The 15,994-nt window shown below is 46.0% G+C and carries 17 protein-coding genes and 1 other RNA gene; 13 read left to right on the top strand and 5 right to left on the bottom strand.

Annotated features, from left to right (window positions below; translation table 11 throughout):
• The first annotated feature begins 57 nt into the window (after positions 1–57).
• The 4 genes from greB to A7981_RS04900 all read left to right on the top strand — a co-directional run bounded on the left by greB (position 58) and on the right by A7981_RS04900 (position 4,554).
• Complete coding sequence (greB, locus tag A7981_RS04915) at positions 58–549, top strand: transcription elongation factor GreB (RefSeq protein ID WP_067264793.1); 492 nt, start codon at positions 58–60, stop codon at positions 547–549.
• A 4-nt stretch (positions 550–553) separates the two neighbouring features.
• On the top strand, positions 554–1,693 hold the full coding sequence (gene earP, locus A7981_RS04910; protein ID WP_067264789.1) for an elongation factor P maturation arginine rhamnosyltransferase EarP: 1,140 nt from the start codon (positions 554–556) through the stop codon (positions 1,691–1,693).
• Between the two features lie 90 nt (positions 1,694–1,783).
• Positions 1,784–2,341, top strand: a complete 558-nt coding sequence (gene efp, locus A7981_RS04905; RefSeq protein WP_067264786.1) for an elongation factor P — start codon at positions 1,784–1,786, stop codon at positions 2,339–2,341.
• A gap of 254 nt (positions 2,342–2,595) precedes the next feature.
• A complete protein-coding gene (locus A7981_RS04900) occupies positions 2,596–4,554 on the top strand; it encodes an LTA synthase family protein (protein ID WP_254258501.1) in 1,959 nt (652 codons plus the stop codon).
• A gap of 105 nt (positions 4,555–4,659) precedes the next feature.
• On the opposite strand, the gene A7981_RS04895 is transcribed toward A7981_RS04900, so the two are convergent.
• Complete coding sequence (locus A7981_RS04895; protein ID WP_067264780.1) at positions 4,660–4,935, bottom strand: cupin domain-containing protein; 276 nt, start codon at positions 4,933–4,935, stop codon at positions 4,660–4,662.
• 209 nt (positions 4,936–5,144) lie between these two features.
• Here A7981_RS04895 and A7981_RS04890 point away from each other — a divergent pair, with 209 nt between their 5' ends.
• Positions 5,145–7,748 (top strand): chemotaxis protein CheW, encoded by a 2,604-nt coding sequence (locus A7981_RS04890; RefSeq protein ID WP_067266574.1) that lies wholly within the window; start codon positions 5,145–5,147, stop codon positions 7,746–7,748.
• Between the two features lie 74 nt (positions 7,749–7,822).
• Here the strand turns inward: A7981_RS04890 and A7981_RS04885 are convergent, their stop codons facing one another.
• On the bottom strand, positions 7,823–8,068 hold the full coding sequence (locus A7981_RS04885; RefSeq protein ID WP_067264777.1) for a hypothetical protein: 246 nt from the start codon (positions 8,066–8,068) through the stop codon (positions 7,823–7,825).
• 142 nt (positions 8,069–8,210) lie between these two features.
• Here A7981_RS04885 and A7981_RS04880 point away from each other — a divergent pair, with 142 nt between their 5' ends.
• Positions 8,211–8,774 (top strand): GNAT family N-acetyltransferase, encoded by a 564-nt coding sequence (locus tag A7981_RS04880; protein ID WP_067264774.1) that lies wholly within the window; start codon positions 8,211–8,213, stop codon positions 8,772–8,774.
• A gap of 124 nt (positions 8,775–8,898) precedes the next feature.
• Entirely contained in the window at positions 8,899–9,132 is a 234-nt protein-coding gene (locus A7981_RS04875; protein WP_067264771.1) for a DUF2171 domain-containing protein, read from the top strand.
• Positions 9,133–9,200: 68 nt separating this feature from the next.
• Here the strand turns inward: A7981_RS04875 and ssrA are convergent.
• Both ssrA and smpB read right to left on the bottom strand, forming a co-directional pair.
• Positions 9,201–9,564: a transfer-messenger RNA gene (ssrA, locus tag A7981_RS04870) on the bottom strand.
• A gap of 88 nt (positions 9,565–9,652) precedes the next feature.
• Positions 9,653–10,102 (bottom strand): SsrA-binding protein SmpB, encoded by a 450-nt coding sequence (gene smpB, locus A7981_RS04865; RefSeq protein WP_067264769.1) that lies wholly within the window; start codon positions 10,100–10,102, stop codon positions 9,653–9,655.
• Positions 10,103–10,286: 184 nt separating this feature from the next.
• Between smpB and A7981_RS04860 the strand changes: the two genes are divergently transcribed.
• Together A7981_RS04860 and A7981_RS04855 are read left to right on the top strand one after the other, a co-directional pair.
• Positions 10,287–10,715, top strand: a complete 429-nt coding sequence (locus tag A7981_RS04860) for a type II toxin-antitoxin system RatA family toxin (RefSeq protein WP_067266572.1) — start codon at positions 10,287–10,289, stop codon at positions 10,713–10,715.
• Positions 10,715–11,032, top strand: a complete 318-nt coding sequence (locus A7981_RS04855; protein WP_067264768.1) for an RnfH family protein — start codon at positions 10,715–10,717, stop codon at positions 11,030–11,032. The genes A7981_RS04860 and A7981_RS04855 overlap by 1 nt, the downstream gene beginning before the upstream one ends.
• A gap of 48 nt (positions 11,033–11,080) precedes the next feature.
• Here A7981_RS04855 and A7981_RS04850 read toward each other — a convergent pair whose 3' ends face one another.
• Positions 11,081–11,530 carry a DUF4124 domain-containing protein gene (locus A7981_RS04850; RefSeq protein ID WP_067266569.1) on the bottom strand — a complete coding sequence of 150 codons (450 nt, stop codon included), beginning with the start codon at positions 11,528–11,530 and terminating at the stop codon, positions 11,081–11,083.
• A gap of 137 nt (positions 11,531–11,667) precedes the next feature.
• Between A7981_RS04850 and guaB the strand changes: the two genes are divergently transcribed.
• The 4 genes from guaB to A7981_RS04830 all read left to right on the top strand — a co-directional run bounded on the left by guaB (position 11,668) and on the right by A7981_RS04830 (position 15,987).
• The gene (guaB, locus tag A7981_RS04845) at positions 11,668–13,128 is read left to right on the top strand and encodes an IMP dehydrogenase (RefSeq protein WP_067264767.1); all 1,461 of its coding nucleotides are present in this window, start codon (positions 11,668–11,670) and stop codon (positions 13,126–13,128) included.
• Positions 13,129–13,136: 8 nt separating this feature from the next.
• Positions 13,137–13,862, top strand: a complete 726-nt coding sequence (locus tag A7981_RS04840) for an SIMPL domain-containing protein (protein ID WP_067264766.1) — start codon at positions 13,137–13,139, stop codon at positions 13,860–13,862.
• Between the two features lie 65 nt (positions 13,863–13,927).
• On the top strand, positions 13,928–15,490 hold the full coding sequence (guaA, locus tag A7981_RS04835) for a glutamine-hydrolyzing GMP synthase (protein WP_067264765.1): 1,563 nt from the start codon (positions 13,928–13,930) through the stop codon (positions 15,488–15,490).
• A complete protein-coding gene (locus A7981_RS04830) occupies positions 15,487–15,987 on the top strand; it encodes a GreA/GreB family elongation factor (protein ID WP_067264763.1) in 501 nt (166 codons plus the stop codon). Before guaA ends, A7981_RS04830 begins: the two co-directional genes overlap by 4 nt.
• Positions 15,988–15,994 lie beyond the last annotated feature (7 nt).

Raw genomic sequence — 15,994 nt, 5'->3', positions numbered from 1 at the left:
TTAGCGGTTACACGCCTACCTTGCATCCAAAAATCCACCCGATATCCACACATCAATATGGCTGACCAGAAAAATTATATTACGCCAGAAGGCTACGCCATTCTTAAGGCAGAGTTCGATCAACTCTATAAAGTCGAACGCCCCAATGTGGTCCGCGATGTCTCCTGGGCAGCCAGCAATGGTGACCGCAGTGAAAATGGTGACTACATTTACGGTAAACGCAGGCTTAGACAGATAGACTCACGTTTGCGCTTTCTCATGAGAAGCATGGATCTTGCCGAAGTGGTAGACCCGCAAAGACAGCAAAGCCTTGAGCGCGTATTCTTTGGCGCATGGGTCACAATTTATGCATTAGATAGTGAGCAAGAGCATCACTATCGTATCGTCGGTCAGAACGAGCTTGACCCGGGTAAAGGTTACATCAGTTGGATATCTCCACTTGCCCGTGGTTTACTTGGCAAACAGATAGGCGATGAAGTCAAAGTAGCCACACCAGCAGGTGAAGAGTTATACGAAGTCATTAGCGTAAGCTACCAGCCGCCTGCCTAAACGCATGCAAACCAACCCAAACTGCGACATCTTCTGCCGCATCGTCGATAATTATGGCGATATCGGCATCTGCTGGCGATTAGCCAAACAGCTCAGCCAAGAATATGGTTGGAAAACCCGTCTATGGGTGGATGATCTGCACATCGCTAAACGACTGATTCCTGAAATTGATAGCAACGTCGACGCTCAAATAATTAATGAAATTGAGATTGCCCATTGGCAAGAAAACTTCACAGATAACCATATCCCACAAATAGTCATTGAAGCTTTTGGCTGCGAGTTGCCAGAAAGCTATATCAAGGTGATGGTGACCACTCAGCCGCTATGGATCAACCTTGAATATCTATCTGCTGAAGCATGGGTAGAGGATTTTCACGCACAACCCTCGCAGCACCCCACTCTGCCTTTGACTAAATATTTCTTCTTTCCGGGGTTTACGGAAAATACAGGTGGGCTAATACGCGAGAAAAATTTAAGCGATCAACGTAGCACATTTCAACTATCCAATGAAATGCAAGCCACTTTTTGGCAAAGCCTGAATATCAGGGATGAACCTAAAACAAAAGTCTCACTCTTCTGCTACCCACATGCGCCAGTGACGAAGTTGCTAGATAGCTTTGCAACATCCCCTCACCCCATTTCATGTTTTGTGCCCGGTAACGGTTTAGCCCCGATCATGCAGCAATATTTCGATATACCACATATAGAAGTGGGGATGATGCTAAGCAAAGGCGCCCTTCACCTGCATATATTGCCATTTTTATCGCAAGACGATTACGACCGATTATTGTGGGCATGCGATCTCAATTTCGTACGCGGTGAAGATAGCTGGATTCGTGCAATTTTGGCAGCCAAGCCTTTTATATGGCAACCATACCAACAAGAACAAGATGCCCATCTCAATAAGCTTGAGGCATTTTTAACGCTATATGCGAAAGACTTATCTCCCGAAACTTTAGAGATTTTGCGCGCAGCGTATTTAGCATGGTCTAGCCCCAACTCAGATTTCACAGAGAATAATCTGCATAACATACTTGAGCGTCTGCCTGAATTAAGCAGCCACAGCGATGCATTCTCGACCACACTAGCATTACAAAATGACTTGGCTAGCAAGCTGGTCAATTTATACAAAAATCGCGTATAATCATGGGCTTTTTAGACCGTACCATAAGTATTCAGGTACCCAATTTCAGGCCGCGAGACGGCCATATAAAACAATATAGAGATTAAGCACATGAAAACAGCTCAGGAAGTCCGCGTAGGCAACGTGATAATGATTGGGAATGACCCACTCGTTGTTCAAAAAGCAGAATACAACAAGTCTGGCCGTAACTCAGCCGTGGTTAAGATGAAGTTCAAGAACCTGCTGACTGAAGCGCCGAGCGAATCTGTATACAAAGCTGACGACAAGTTTGAAGTCGTTGTGCTCGAAAAACGAGATGTCACCTACTCTTACTTTGCAGACCCTTTATATGTATTCATGGATGCAGACTACAACCAATATGAAGTTGAAGCTGAAAACATGACAGATGCGCTGAACTTCCTGGAAGCAGGCATGGAATGCGAAGTACGCTTTTACAATGGCAAAGCTATTTCCGTTGACTTACCTAACTCCGTAGTCCGCGAGATCACCTACACAGAGCCAGCAGTCAAAGGCGATACATCAGGTAAAGTAATGAAGCCAGCCAAGATCGCCACAGGTTTTGAGCTTCCTGTGCCATTGTTCTGTGCTACTGGTGACAAGATCGAAATCGATACCCGCACTGGCGAATACAGAAATCGCGTGAAGTAATCAGCAAATGCCATTCAAAAAAAGGAGCGATAGCTCCTTTTTTTATTCCCGGCAATTCGCGAAGTATTACCAACCCTCCGAGTAAACCCTGCAAAATTTGTCATTCTCCATTGCAGTAAATCGTTTTTGTGCAGATATTGCAGGCAACCAAAAAATACATAATATTTTTAATTATCATATAGTTATAAAATAAAATAGTGTTGGCATGTCAGTTGCAATCTATTGTTTCATCTAAGTATTTCATGGAGCATAGTTTGAACTCACCTACCGCCAACACCACCAAGCAACGGCCGATTTTATTTGCTGCCCTTATCGGACTTATCGCTGTCAGCTTCTGGTTAATATTAAGATTCGTTTTATGGTTTAACGTTGGCCCCGCACAAACAGGGTTTGCGCCATCAATTGCAGCGTTAGGCTTAGGCGCATGGTTCGATACCTGGACGCTCGCCTACCTGATTACCCCATTTCTTATTCTTTCAACACTACTGCCAAACCGCTGGCGCGTAAGCAAGGCTAGCCACATCATCCGCTGGACATTGGCTTGGGTGATCGCATTCAGCTTATTATTCGGGGTAATTTCTGAATTCATCTTCTGGCAAGAATTCACTACCCGCTTTAACTTTATCGCTGTTGACTACCTGATCTACACGAATGAAGTGATTGGTAATATCCGCGAATCTTATCCTGTGCCATTGATCATGGCAGGTATTGGGCTATTTTCACTTGTGCTGGTTTTGGTACTACGTAAATACTTCAGATTCTCTGACGCGCCTCGCACTTATAAACAGCGATTTGCGATACTGGCAGTCGCAATGATCCTACCAACATTAAGTTACAACGTCGCCAATATTGATCAAGCCCAAGCGACCAATAATGCCTATGCCAACGAGCTGTCAGGTAACGGATTATTTACCTTGGCAGCCGCCATGCGCCGTAATGAGCTGGATTATGACAAGTTCTACCAGACCATGGATCAAAACAAGGCCGATGAGACCTTGGCATCACTAGGTGTGACTCGCACCCCACTTACAAATATTACACGCCACATCATGAAAGCCAATTTCACCGAGAAAGAAGAGATCGGCCCATTCACCCGCCGCCCTAAGAATGTCGTCCTCATCTCGGTAGAAAGCCTTTCTGCTGAATACCTTGGTGCTTATGGCAGCAAAGATAATTTAACGCCTAACCTGGATAAAATAGCTGCCCAAGGCCTTAAATTCGAAAACCTGTTCGCTACCGGCACTCGTACCGTGCGAGGCTTGGATGCACTGTCCCTTGGGGCACCGCCAATTCCCGGCCAGGCAATCGTACACCGGCCAAACAACGATCACCTAGCGACCGTTGGTGAGTTTATGGAAGCCAAAGGTTATCAGACCTACTTCATCTATGGCGGCTACGGCTATTTCGATAACATGAATGCCTATTTCAGGGGCAACGACTACAAAGTCATCGATCGCACCGACTTTAATGCCGATGAGATCGCCGCCGAGAATGTATGGGGCGTTGCGGATGAAAGCCTCTTCAACCATACGCTAAAAACGTTGGATCAATCATTCGCAAAAAACCAACCGTTCTTCGCCCATGTGATGACTACCAGCAATCACCGCCCTTTCACTTTCCCGGAAGGTCGCGTCGATATGCCACAAGGTAACCGTGACGGCGCGGTTAAATATACGGATTACGCACTAGGAAAATTCATTGAAGATGCAAAAACAAAACCGTGGTTTAAAGATACGCTATTCGTCATCGTAGCCGACCACTGCGCATCTGTTGCTGGCAAGACCAAACTACCAGTCGCTAAATATCATATCCCTTTGATCTTTTATGCGCCCGATATGTTGGCAGCTGGCACCTACAAGCGCATGGCAAGCCAGATCGACATTGCGCCAACCTTAATCGATCTTGTCGGCGTTAAAGGCGATGATACGTTTTTCGGGCAATCTTTATTCAAAGCGCAAAATACGCCTGCGCGGGCATTCATCAGTAACTATCAGGAGCTTGGTTACTATAAAGACAACACCCTGATCGTGTTATCGCCAAAACAAAAAGCCGAGGCATTCAAGATCGACCCTGTAACGCTTGACGCTGAAAAGACTGATATGAATCAGCAATTATTGGATGAAGCGATTGCCTATTACCAAACCGCATCACGCGAGTTCAAAAAAGGTGCACTGAAAGAGTTCCCACCTAAAACTGTGGTCGCTTTGAAATAAGACCGCACTGACGCTCAATCTCTAAGCAAAATAAAAAGCATCCCTTTTAAACGCGGGGATGCTTTTTTATTTGCTCAAGCCATCATCACAGATGGCAAGAAACAATTAACCGTGCTTGTAGTGCTTGCGCAATGGCTTAACCACTTCCCAATCAGTCTTAAGACCTTCAGGGAATACAACGAAATCACCAGGAACGATACGTACTGGCTCGCCGCCTTTAGGGGTAACAACGATTTCGCCTTCAAGAATGTAGGCTGTTTCTTTAGCACCGAAATTCAGTGGGAACTTAGACACTTCTTTTTCCCAGATTGACCAACCAGAAACGCCCAATTGCTTCAGCTTCTCTTCGCTTGGGTTATGCTCAACAGTAATTTGACTCATATATCTATCCTAATTTTAAAGATTACTAATTTTTTAACGATATCACGCTTAAGAAGCCTGATTTTAGCATTGTTAGCGCTCGTTGCCCAATCGAATCATGCGCTCAGTTATCACGGCACAATCCTTGCTGATATAAAATAAATAAACATTTTTTAGGCTATCAATATATGGATACATCGGTTCCTAATAAATCTAGCAAGCAAAATAATATGGTCACCAAAATGGTGAGCCTGAACCGTTACCGAGAATCACTCCATCAGCTTCAGAGTATTTGGGATAACCTCTCCCTCCTAGGCCAGCTATCAGGCACGGGCACCGATATGAACGAGACTCGGCTTGCCTTCAGCCAAGTCACAAACAACGTGTTAGATAGCCTCGCAGAAGAAACCCTCAACAAAACAGTCACGGCAATTACTGTCAAAGCCCAAGTGGCAGTAGACATCGTCGTACGCAATCTATTTGAGCGCACAGCCGATATCGGTTTTTTGGCTACCGATGACAATGTCAGCGGATTTCTCATCAAACATGCCGAGGATATGGCAGATGATGACGATTACGAGGCGCTTAAAGACAGATTTAAAGAGTACGTAAAAAAATATTCAGTCTATTTCAATATCGTTTTATTAGATCTTGAAGGCAATGTTTTGGTGCAGTTGGACGAAAACAATCCCATCTCGGTGATTCACGATCCATTGGTGCAGGAATCAATCCATACCGAAGCCGCGTATATCGAGGTTTTCAGAAAAACCGATTTGCTACCCAATCAAGATGTAGGCTTGGTTTACGCTTTCCGCGTCACTCGCGACAATAGCAATGAGGCACTAGGTGTTCTGTGTCTCTGCTTCCGTTTTAAAAATGAGATGGAAGGCGTGTTCGCAGAACTGATTACCCAACAGGAATGGGCGGTTGGGTTACTACTCGATCAAGATGGTCGCGTGATCGCAAGTAGTGATAGCTATCAGATACCGATTGGCGCAAAACTGGAAAAAGCCGGGGATGCCGATTGGATAATCACCCGTTTTGCAGGGCGAGAGTATCTTGCTGTGACCAAGCACACAAAAGGCTATCAAGGCTATATGGGGCCGGGGTGGATAGGTCACGCCATGATTCCACTGGAGCATGCGTTCGATGACGACATCTCGTCCATCATCAACAACATTGACAACAAGCTACTCAAGAAAGTCATGCGTAGCCCCCTGCTATTTTCGCAAACATTGCTCGAGATACCGAAACAGGCCGCTACGATCCAAAGCAAACTTAATCAGTCCGTATGGAACGGCAATATCTGGCAAAAACGTAACTCTAACGGCCTTGCACACCAGACTAATTTCTCAAAGATGCTACTTTGGGAGATCAGTAATACCGGCTTTAAAACCCAGCATGTGATTGAAAAAACCGTATCGGACCTCTATCAGACAGTCGTATCCGTCATGCTGGAGAACTCGCGTTTCTTTGCGTCACTTGCCGTGGATATCATGGACAGAAACCTCTACGAACGTGCGAACGATTGTAGATGGTGGGCGCTGACAGCGACTTTTCAACAATTGCTGTCAAAACCGAAGATTACGGACCATGACAAGGCAAATATCGCGCGCGTACTCGTCTACATCAATAACTTGTATACGGTGTATTCAAACTTGGTAGTCTTCGATAAGCAAGGTGAGATTCTGGCTGTCTCAAATTCATCCTATCAGCACTTTGTCGGCACGACGATGGATGCCGAATGGGTCAACCGCACACGTAGCCTGCGCTCATCGCAAGACTATGTAGTATCAAAATTTGAGCCCTCGCCGCTGTATAAAAACCAGCCGACTTACATCTATTCCGCGGCAATTCGCGCAGAGAATAATCAAGTCGTCGGCGGCATCGGCATTGTGTTCGATAGCACGCCACAATTCTCGGCTATGCTTGAGGACTCATTGCCACGCGATGCCAACGGTGAGCCTATCATCGGCAGCTTTACGCTATATGTAGATGGTGATCAGCAAGTCATATCATCGACCATGCCAGCCTTTAAGGTAGGTAGCCAATTCACATTACAGGCACATCTCTGCAAGCTTGCCCCGGGTGAAGCCGCTTTTGATATCGCCATCTATGAAGGTCGTTACTATGCGGTTGGTGCCCGCGCATCATCAGGCTATAGAGAATTTAAAGGGCCTGAAGACGCCTATCAAAACCCGATCACTGCATTGATATTCATCCCATTGGGAATCGCAGCCGAGATCGATGCGATCATTGAAGCAGAGTATGCGTTCCAGCATAACCAGTTCAAACCGACCACCACTAACGCTTCAGCAGAAAATGCTGAAGAATTCGCTACCTTCTATGTTGGCAACCAATGGCTGGGTCTGCCTGCAACGCAAGTGATCGAAGCCATACAAACCAACCAGATAAAGAGTCTGCCTGATACCTCCTCAATTCTGGAAGGCATCATGCAGCATCAGGGGAAAGTGATACCCGTCGTCAATCTTGCACGCGCGATTGGCGCACCAGAAGACAATACACCAACCGATTCCAAACAAGTCGTCGTCATACAACGCACTGCTGAATCATCCCACTTTGGTATATTGGTCAATGCGCTAGGCGAAATCCCTGCGATCGTGCTGGAAAGCATAGAACCCATGGCCACTATCTTTGCGAATGCCAATACCACGACAGAAGGCATTACAAAAGTAGAGTCAGATAATGGTCAACACAACCTGCTAGTGGTGATTTCTGCTGAAAGCCTATGGAACAAGATCATCGAGGCGCATAAGCTACTAGAAGCTGGCGAACAACTTCCAGACATACCACTGCCAGCGTTAGAGAGTTAATAGCCAACCAATAAGGCAGTTTCGACTGCCTTATTTTTTAAATCATATTAACGATTTTGTTGGTTCAAGACGATTTATATAGCGACTTTAAGTGTTGCTCTTTTTGCCTTCATTGCATTACGGCGAGCCACTAAATTTTGCTTTAGGATATGTCTTGTTGAAATGAACCAGCTATAGCAAGTCCAAATAGCAGAGATCACTAGAGAAGATACACCAGCGACCACTGCGCCTTCGATCTCGTATGCAAACCAACCGAAAGCTGCCACAAAAGCAGAGAACACGATGGGGATAACAATTTTGATAAAATACTCGACTACCATGATTTTTCCTTGTGGGAATATAGTTAATAAACCTAACCTTGGGTAAAGATTAGGTTTCTCATTATGGTGGTCATTTGTTTCAAAATTATGTAATTTCTACAACAAATAGTTACAAACACGTGAGTAATTGATACTAAACCCCATGCATCTTCTAAATCCGTCCGTTGATTTATTGCCTGATTATGTTCAGGCACTCGAGAAAAATTGGTCTCCAGACAATGTTCACGGCGCAAGCGCCATTAAAGAACAATTAGAAAAGATCGCAAAAGACCCGATAGCTTTTATAAGCAGCCTCACCGATCCAAAAGCGATTGGCGATGCAATATCGCTTCCTGATGGTACAAAAGTACAGCGCCTGCCAAGTTATCAGCAATGGTTATGGGATGGTGAATTTTGCGGAGTAATAGGCTTTCGCTGGCAGCCCGGCTCAAATGCGCTTCCTCCGTATTGCCTAGGCCATATCGGTTATTCGGTAGTGCCTTGGAAGCAAGGCATGGGCTACGCTACTGACGCGCTCAAGCAGCTATTATCAAAGATAAATACACAAGAATTTCAATATGTTGAAATCGTCACCGATCCAGATAACATTCCTTCTCAACGCGTCATTGAGAAGAATGGCGGCACACTCATCGAACGATTCGAGAAACCCAAACAATATGGGCAAAGTTCGAGTTTGCGTTATCGCATCCTGTTAGTAGAGCAGTAGCTTTTTATAATTGACGTAGGACACGCTCAGTAGATTCTTACGTTAAAGTCAGAATATTGCGGCTTATTTAAAACCCACATAAGCCAGACAATCTATCTTCAAAATCACATTTTGGAGATACATCATGAGTCTTTCACATGGAATATTGCCCGGCATGCCTGTTTTGTGTTCACGCGGTGAGAAATTCGCAACCGTAGATAGCATGGCAGGAAGCAACCATATAAAACTATCCGAAGATGAAAAAGGCCAAAATCACTACATCCCAATTGATTGGGTAGCCTCTACAGATGATGCTGAAGTGCGAATAGATAGACCTCATGAAGAGGCAATGAAAGAATGGTCAACGACACTTCAATAAACTAGCATATAGAAACAGAAAAGCCGGAATGCTATTAGCATTTCGGCTTTTCTGTTATTACTTTTATTTGGTGGAGCCGGGGGGAATCGAACCCCCGTCCGCAAGCCCGCCACAGACAGTTCTACATACTTAGCTGTGTTGTTTAATTTAACCTGATGCTCACCAACGAGCAAGCAAACAGCAGGCGAGTTACCTTGGATTTAATGATGTATTAAGTAACCCAATACAACACGATCCTCTCTTTATGACGCTGCTGTGGGTTACCCCACCCGACCGAGAGGCCCTTCGGTGCAGCGTCCAACCGGTATTAAGCGGCTAGAGCGTAAGTTTCGTCGTTTGCGACTATACTTTTTTCTAGTTTATTTACGAGGTGACTAGGCCTCGGTATGCCCTGCACTGCTTTGCAACCCACGTCGAAACCTGGTCGGCCCCTACTTGGTTTGAAACACTTTGATACTACATTGAGACTGATTCAGATCGAATTAGTTTAATGCATACTGAATTATACGCTTGATAAAGCCTATTTGTTTGCGGCTCGTATAATACGGCCTTTTTCGCGCTCCCAATCACGCTCTTTTTCTGATTCACGTTTATCGTATTGCTTCTTACCTTTGGCAAGGCCTATCTGTACTTTCACCCTGCCCCGCGTGTAATGCATATCCAGCGGTACTAACGTATATCCTGCGCGATCGACTTTACCAATGAGTTTGGCGATCTCTTCTGAATGTAGCAATAACTTACGGGTGCGGATGGAGTCAGGGCGCACATGGGTTGATGCAGACCCCAAAGGCGTGACATGGCAGCCGATGAGGTATATCTCACCACTCATGATGACCACATAAGCCTCTTTTAGCTGTATGCGATTATCGCGAATGGCTTTGACTTCCCAACCTTCAAGCACGATACCGGCTTCATACTTCTCTTCGATAAAGTAGTCGTGAAAGGCTTTTTTATTCTGGGCGATGTTCATGGGACTATTTATTCCGTTGTTCTCTCTTTTTATAACTACGCTTAGTCACTATGTAGATTTAGTACCTAGGCAGATATAGTAAACGCATTGCCTAATCACTTACCCAAACCATTGAGAAAGTTATTTTGATTAAGCAATGGTGTTTTGGCTTAAAATCGCTATTTTACCCTACTTCAAAATTACGATGGCATTGGTTGAAAAATCTGTTCTGGTAAGCCACTCCGCAGAGCGTATGTATGCGCTGGTAGATGCTATTGAGCAATATCCTGAATTTTTGCCATGGTGTGGCGGTACAACCCTTATTCATCGCGATGCATCCATCACATCGGCTACGCTGCATATTGATTATCACGGCATTAAACAAAGCTTTACAACAGAGAACCATAAAACCTACCCTAATCTGATGGAAATCAAGCTGATTGATGGGCCGTTTCGCCATCTTGAGGGTTCATGGCATTTTATCGCGCTGACAGAACATGCCTGTAAGATTGAATTCAAGCTCAGCTATGAGTTCTCGAACTTTATTCTGGAAAAGCTGATCTCTCCCGTATTCAGCCATATCGCCAATACCTTCGTTGATGCTTTTGTAGAGCGCGCCGATAAGATTTATTGATGCTGTTCAAGCGCACTCAGGAAATCACGGTTGAAGTTGCCTATGCATTGCCCATAGAGCAGGTAATCATCAAAACTCGCATAAAAGAAGGCGCTACCATAGAAGAAGCTATTCTGGCATCGGGCATTCTTGACAGATTCAAAGAGATTGACCTGTCAGTCAATAAGGTAGGCATATTTAGTAAATTATCAAAACTCTATGGGCATGTGAAAGATGGAGATCGTATCGAAATCTACCGTCATTTGATAGCTGACCCAAAAGAGATCAGGCGGCAAAGAGTCACGGCCAATTCACCTAATAAAAAAGGCAGCACTTAGCTGCCCTTTTTTAAACACGACTTACTTACTAAAGTCGCGATATTTAGTTTAATTACAATACTTGGCTACGTCTTTTTTTGCAGCCTCGATAGCCGCAGGGCGATCAGCATCTTCTGTATACTCACGCTCACCTTTTTCATTCATTTTATATACTAGAGCACCTTGTTCATAACTTTGTAAGTTATCTTTCGCAGCTAAACAGTTTTGAGCTTTGGCCTTTTTTTCAGCTTCTTTCTTTTGCTCGTCTTTTTTACTGGCTTCAGCATCTTCCTGACGCTTGATGGCGGCAGCTTCAGGGCTAACGGCGGGTTTGGCTGCCACAGCAGGCGGCGGCGAGTTGATTACCTTGCCTGTTCTTAACGACTCTGTAGGGACATTGGAAGCAGGCGGAGTATCAGAATAACGCACGACCCCATTACTATCTTTCCACTTATAGATCTCTGCCTGTGCCAGTATCGGCAGCATCAAAACCATCACCAGAAATAATTTGCCTTGCATTTCAACCTCAAAAATCGTTAGCTCAATTAGAGATATACTATTGCGATATAATTTTTCCAGCAAGCGTTAATACGTGTATGCGCATTTACGATAAGGCACCAAATCGGTATAATTACCTTTTGCCGGAAAGATATTCTATGCGCTTGTTGCAAACAGCGCTTACTTTCGACGATGTTTTACTGGTTCCAGCACATTCAAACGTGTTGCCGCGCGAAGTAAGCTTAGCCACCCAACTCACCCGTTCCATTCGCCTTAACATTCCACTCGTCTCAGCTGCGATGGATACCGTTACCGAAGCCCCCCTAGCGATTGCTTTGGCACAAGAAGGCGGCATGGGCATCATCCACAAGAACATGATCATCGCCGATCAGGCGGCGCATGTCTCGCGCGTGAAGCGCTTTGAGTCTGGCGTTGTAAATGATCCTGTGACTATTCACTCGAATATGACGGTGCGCGATGTATTAAGCATTACCCGCCAACACAAAATATCAGGCTTGCCTGTCGTTGATAATGGCAAAGTCGTTGGCATCGTCACCAACCGTGATTTACGGTTCGAGACTAACCTAGATCAATCGATCAAGAACATCATGACCCCACGCGAACGTCTTGTCACTGTGCGTGAAGGTGCAAGCCGTGAAGAGGCGATGCGCTTATTGCATCAACACCGTCTTGAGCGCGTATTAGTCATTAATGACAATTACGAATTAAAAGGCTTGATCACTGTTAAAGATATCCAAAAATCGAGTGACCACCCTTCTGCCTGTAAAGACAGTAAAGGCCGCCTGCGCGTTGGTGCGGCAGTTGGTGTGGGCGAAGGCACTGAAGAGCGCGTTGCCGCGTTGGCCGAAGCCGGTGTAGATGTGATCGTAGTAGATACGGCACACGGTCACTCTCAAGGGGTGCTTGACCGCGTCACTTGGGTGAAAAAACACTTTCCTCACATTGAAGTCATTGGCGGTAATATCGCTACCGCTTCAGCAGCCAAAGCTTTGGTTGATGCAGGTGCAGATGGCGTGAAAGTCGGCATTGGCCCTGGCTCAATCTGTACAACGCGTATCGTCGCAGGCGTTGGCGTTCCACAAATCAGTGCCGTCAGCAATGTTGAAGAAGCATTGCGCGGTACTGGCGTGCCTTTTATCTCCGATGGTGGTATCCGTTTCTCTGGCGATATCTCAAAAGCGATCGCTGCTGGCGCATACTCCGTGATGCTAGGTGGTATGTTCGCCGGTACAGAAGAAGCGCCCGGTGAGATCGAGCTATATCAGGGTCGTTCCTATAAGTCATACCGTGGCATGGGTTCTATAGGTGCCATGCAAAAAGGTTCTAGTGATCGTTACTTCCAAGATAACGATGGCAATGCGGATAAACTGGTACCGGAAGGTGTCGAAGGCCGCGTACCATACAAAGGCAGTGTAGTCGCTGTGATCCACCAGCTAATGGGCGGATTACGTGCTTCTATGGGTTATGCCGGTTGCAGCACGATCGAAGAGATGCGTACCAAAGCAGAATTTGTACAAATCACTTCCGCTGGTATGCGTGAATCGCATGTGCATGATGTGCAGATCACCAAAGAAGCCCCTAACTACCATATTGAATAGGCTCGTAAATGGCGACAGACAAAAATCGTTTTATTGTTGAATCTGCCATTTTAGGCCTACTGTTGTTTGCAGGCCTTGCTAGCTTTGGTTATCTGGTTTCAAAAAGTGTGATGGACATGAAAAGGCTGGATCGCTCAGTAGAGGTTAAAGGCCTCTCTGAGCGTGAGGTGACGGCTGATATCGCTATCTGGCCGATCACGTTCAATGTCGCCGACAATGACTTAACAGCGCTGTACGAGACCATTCAGGATAAAAATTCCCGCGTGGTCGCCTTCCTGAAAGAGAATGGGTTTGAAGAAAAAGAGATCACGATTTCCGCCCCTTCAGTCGTTGATAAGCTGGCACGTGAATATGGTGACAATGGCAGCGGCAACCGATTCCGTTACACGGCCAGCTCGACCATTACGGTGTACTCACCCAAGGTGGATGGCGTGCGCAATGCCATGATCAAACTTGTAGATCTCGGACGCCAAGGCATTGCGATTGCTGGCGAAGGCTACAATACAGAATATATCTACAGCAAGCTGAATGATATCAAGCCAGCCATGATCGAAGAGGCAACGAAAAGTGCTCGTGCAGCGGCTGAGAAGTTTGCTAAAGATTCTGATAGTTCGCTCGGCAAGATTAAACATGCGAACCAAGGGCAATTCAGTATAGAGAATCGTGACAACAGCACCGCCCATATCAAGAAAGTACGGGTTGTATCTACGGTAGAGTACTATCTATCAGACTAGATTGCTGCGCAATACCCGGCAATACCTAATAATTTAATCCGCACGCCTACTTTGCATTTATACCTATGACTCAAAAAATACTGATACTCGATTTTGGCTCCCAATATACCCAGCTAATCGCCCGCCGTGTCCGCGAAGCCAATGTGTACTGTGAATTGCACTCATGGGATGTCGATAATCAATTCATCCGTGAATTCAATCCTGCAGGGGTAATCCTATCGGGCGGGCCGAATTCAGTTTATGAGGATGAGACGCCGCGTGCACCTCAAGCTGTATTCGAGCTAGGCGTTCCAGTACTGGGCGTATGTTATGGCATGCAGACGATGGCAGCACAACTTGGCGGTTCAGTTGAAAATGCAGCCAAGCGTGAATTCGGTTATGCAGAGATACGCGCTCAAGGCCACTCCGCCCTATTCAAAGATATACAAGACAAGACTAACGACGCCGGCCATGGTCTTTTAGATGTATGGATGAGCCACGGCGATAAAGTCACGGCCCTGCCAGATGGTTTTAAGATTATCGCCAGTAACGCATCAACCCCTATCGCGGGCATGGCTGATGAGTCACGCAAGTTCTATGCTGTGCAATTCCACCCTGAAGTCACACATACAAAACAAGGTAAAGCGATCTTAAGCCGTTTTGTACATGATATCTGCGGATGTGGGCAAGATTGGAACATGCCTGATTATGTCGAGACGGCGGTGAACCGCATTCGCGAAGAAGTCGGTTCAGATCAAGTGATTCTTGGTCTTTCTGGTGGGGTGGATTCATCTGTTGCTGCAGCGCTGATTCACCGTGCGATTGGTGATCAACTCACCTGTGTATTCGTTGATAACGGCCTACTACGACTAAATGAAGCAGAACAAGTCATGGAGACGTTCGCGAAGAACCTCGGCGTTAAAGTCATTCACGTAGATGCTAGCGAGAAGTTCTTAGGCGACCTAGCAGGCGTGAGTGACCCTGAAGCAAAACGCAAGATCATCGGGCGTGAGTTCGTTGAAGTGTTCCAGCAAGAATCCGCCAAACTGCCACAGGCTAAATGGTTGGCACAAGGCACGATATACCCTGACGTAATCGAATCAGCGGGCGCGAAAACTAAAAAAGCACATACGATCAAAAGTCATCACAACGTTGGTGGTTTGCCGGATACCCTAAAACTTAAACTGCTGGAACCTTTACGCGAACTATTCAAGGATGAAGTACGTGAGTTAGGCATTGCGTTGGGCTTGCCGCATGACATGGTGTACCGTCACCCATTCCCTGGCCCGGGCTTAGGTGTGCGGATATTGGGCGAAGTCAAACGTGAGTTTGCTGATCTACTCAGGCGTGCCGATGCGATCTTTATTGAAGAGTTACGCGCATCAGGCTGGTATGAAAAGACTTCGCAGGCATTTGCCGTATTCCTGCCCGTAAAATCAGTTGGCGTGATGGGTGATGGCCGTACCTATGATTACGTGGTGGCGCTACGTGCAGTGGTAACAAGTGATTTTATGACAGCGCATTGGGCTGAGTTGCCTTATGATTTATTAGGTAAAGTGTCTAACCGCATCATCAATGAGGTGCGCGGTATCAACCGCGTTGTTTACGATATATCGGGTAAACCACCTGCAACGATCGAGTGGGAATGAGTCGCGGATTCGTTAAAGAAGATGACTTAGAGCACGCAGGCACAGATCTACCGGAGCGCCCGCTAAGCGAACATCCGAACTATGTTACACCTACGGGTTTGAAACAACTGCAAGAAAAAGCAGACGCGCTTGAACAGGAGCGTTTGTTACTCGCTCAGCGAAAAGAAGACCCGGTTGCGCAGCAAAAATTAGTCATGGTAGAACGTGACTCACGTTACTACCTTGCCCGACTCGAGAACGCGATCATAGTTGAGCCGACGAATCAGTCGAAAGAGAAAGTGTTATTCGGCGCAAAGGTCACGGCAGAAGATGAAGAAGGTGAAACCCTTGCATTCTCAATCGTCGGTGAAGACGAAGCAGATATCGCGGCAAATAAGGTGAGTTGGGTATCGCCATTAGCCAAAGCACTATTAGGGCAAAAAACTGGGGATAGCGTTCTGTGGCATCGCCCTGCTGGCGATATTACGCTAGAGATAATATCAATTGAATATGAATGAGAAAGCC

Origin of the sequence: Methylovorus sp. MM2, assembly GCF_001648895.1 — a bacterium.
Lineage (GTDB): Bacteria > Pseudomonadota > Gammaproteobacteria > Burkholderiales > Methylophilaceae > MM1.
The sequence above is the reverse complement of the archived record's forward strand: the minus strand, read 5'-3'. Positions and strand labels throughout refer to the sequence as shown.

Coding starts and splice junctions, on each gene's coding strand:
- greB (WP_067264793.1), top strand. CDS start 58: ATGGCTGACCAGAAAAATTATATTACGCCAGAAGGCTACGCCATTCTT.
- earP (WP_067264789.1), top strand. CDS start 554: ATGCAAACCAACCCAAACTGCGACATCTTCTGCCGCATCGTCGATAAT.
- efp (WP_067264786.1), top strand. CDS start 1,784: ATGAAAACAGCTCAGGAAGTCCGCGTAGGCAACGTGATAATGATTGGG.
- A7981_RS04895 (WP_067264780.1), bottom strand. CDS start 4,935: ATGAGTCAAATTACTGTTGAGCATAACCCAAGCGAAGAGAAGCTGAAG.
- A7981_RS04890 (WP_067266574.1), top strand. CDS start 5,145: ATGGTCACCAAAATGGTGAGCCTGAACCGTTACCGAGAATCACTCCAT.
- A7981_RS04885 (WP_067264777.1), bottom strand. CDS start 8,068: ATGGTAGTCGAGTATTTTATCAAAATTGTTATCCCCATCGTGTTCTCT.
- A7981_RS04880 (WP_067264774.1), top strand. CDS start 8,211: ATGCATCTTCTAAATCCGTCCGTTGATTTATTGCCTGATTATGTTCAG.
- A7981_RS04875 (WP_067264771.1), top strand. CDS start 8,899: ATGAGTCTTTCACATGGAATATTGCCCGGCATGCCTGTTTTGTGTTCA.
- smpB (WP_067264769.1), bottom strand. CDS start 10,102: ATGAACATCGCCCAGAATAAAAAAGCCTTTCACGACTACTTTATCGAA.
- A7981_RS04860 (WP_067266572.1), top strand. CDS start 10,287: ATGGCATTGGTTGAAAAATCTGTTCTGGTAAGCCACTCCGCAGAGCGT.
- A7981_RS04855 (WP_067264768.1), top strand. CDS start 10,715: ATGCTGTTCAAGCGCACTCAGGAAATCACGGTTGAAGTTGCCTATGCA.
- A7981_RS04850 (WP_067266569.1), bottom strand. CDS start 11,530: ATGCAAGGCAAATTATTTCTGGTGATGGTTTTGATGCTGCCGATACTG.
- guaB (WP_067264767.1), top strand. CDS start 11,668: ATGCGCTTGTTGCAAACAGCGCTTACTTTCGACGATGTTTTACTGGTT.
- A7981_RS04840 (WP_067264766.1), top strand. CDS start 13,137: ATGGCGACAGACAAAAATCGTTTTATTGTTGAATCTGCCATTTTAGGC.
- guaA (WP_067264765.1), top strand. CDS start 13,928: ATGACTCAAAAAATACTGATACTCGATTTTGGCTCCCAATATACCCAG.
- A7981_RS04830 (WP_067264763.1), top strand. CDS start 15,487: ATGAGTCGCGGATTCGTTAAAGAAGATGACTTAGAGCACGCAGGCACA.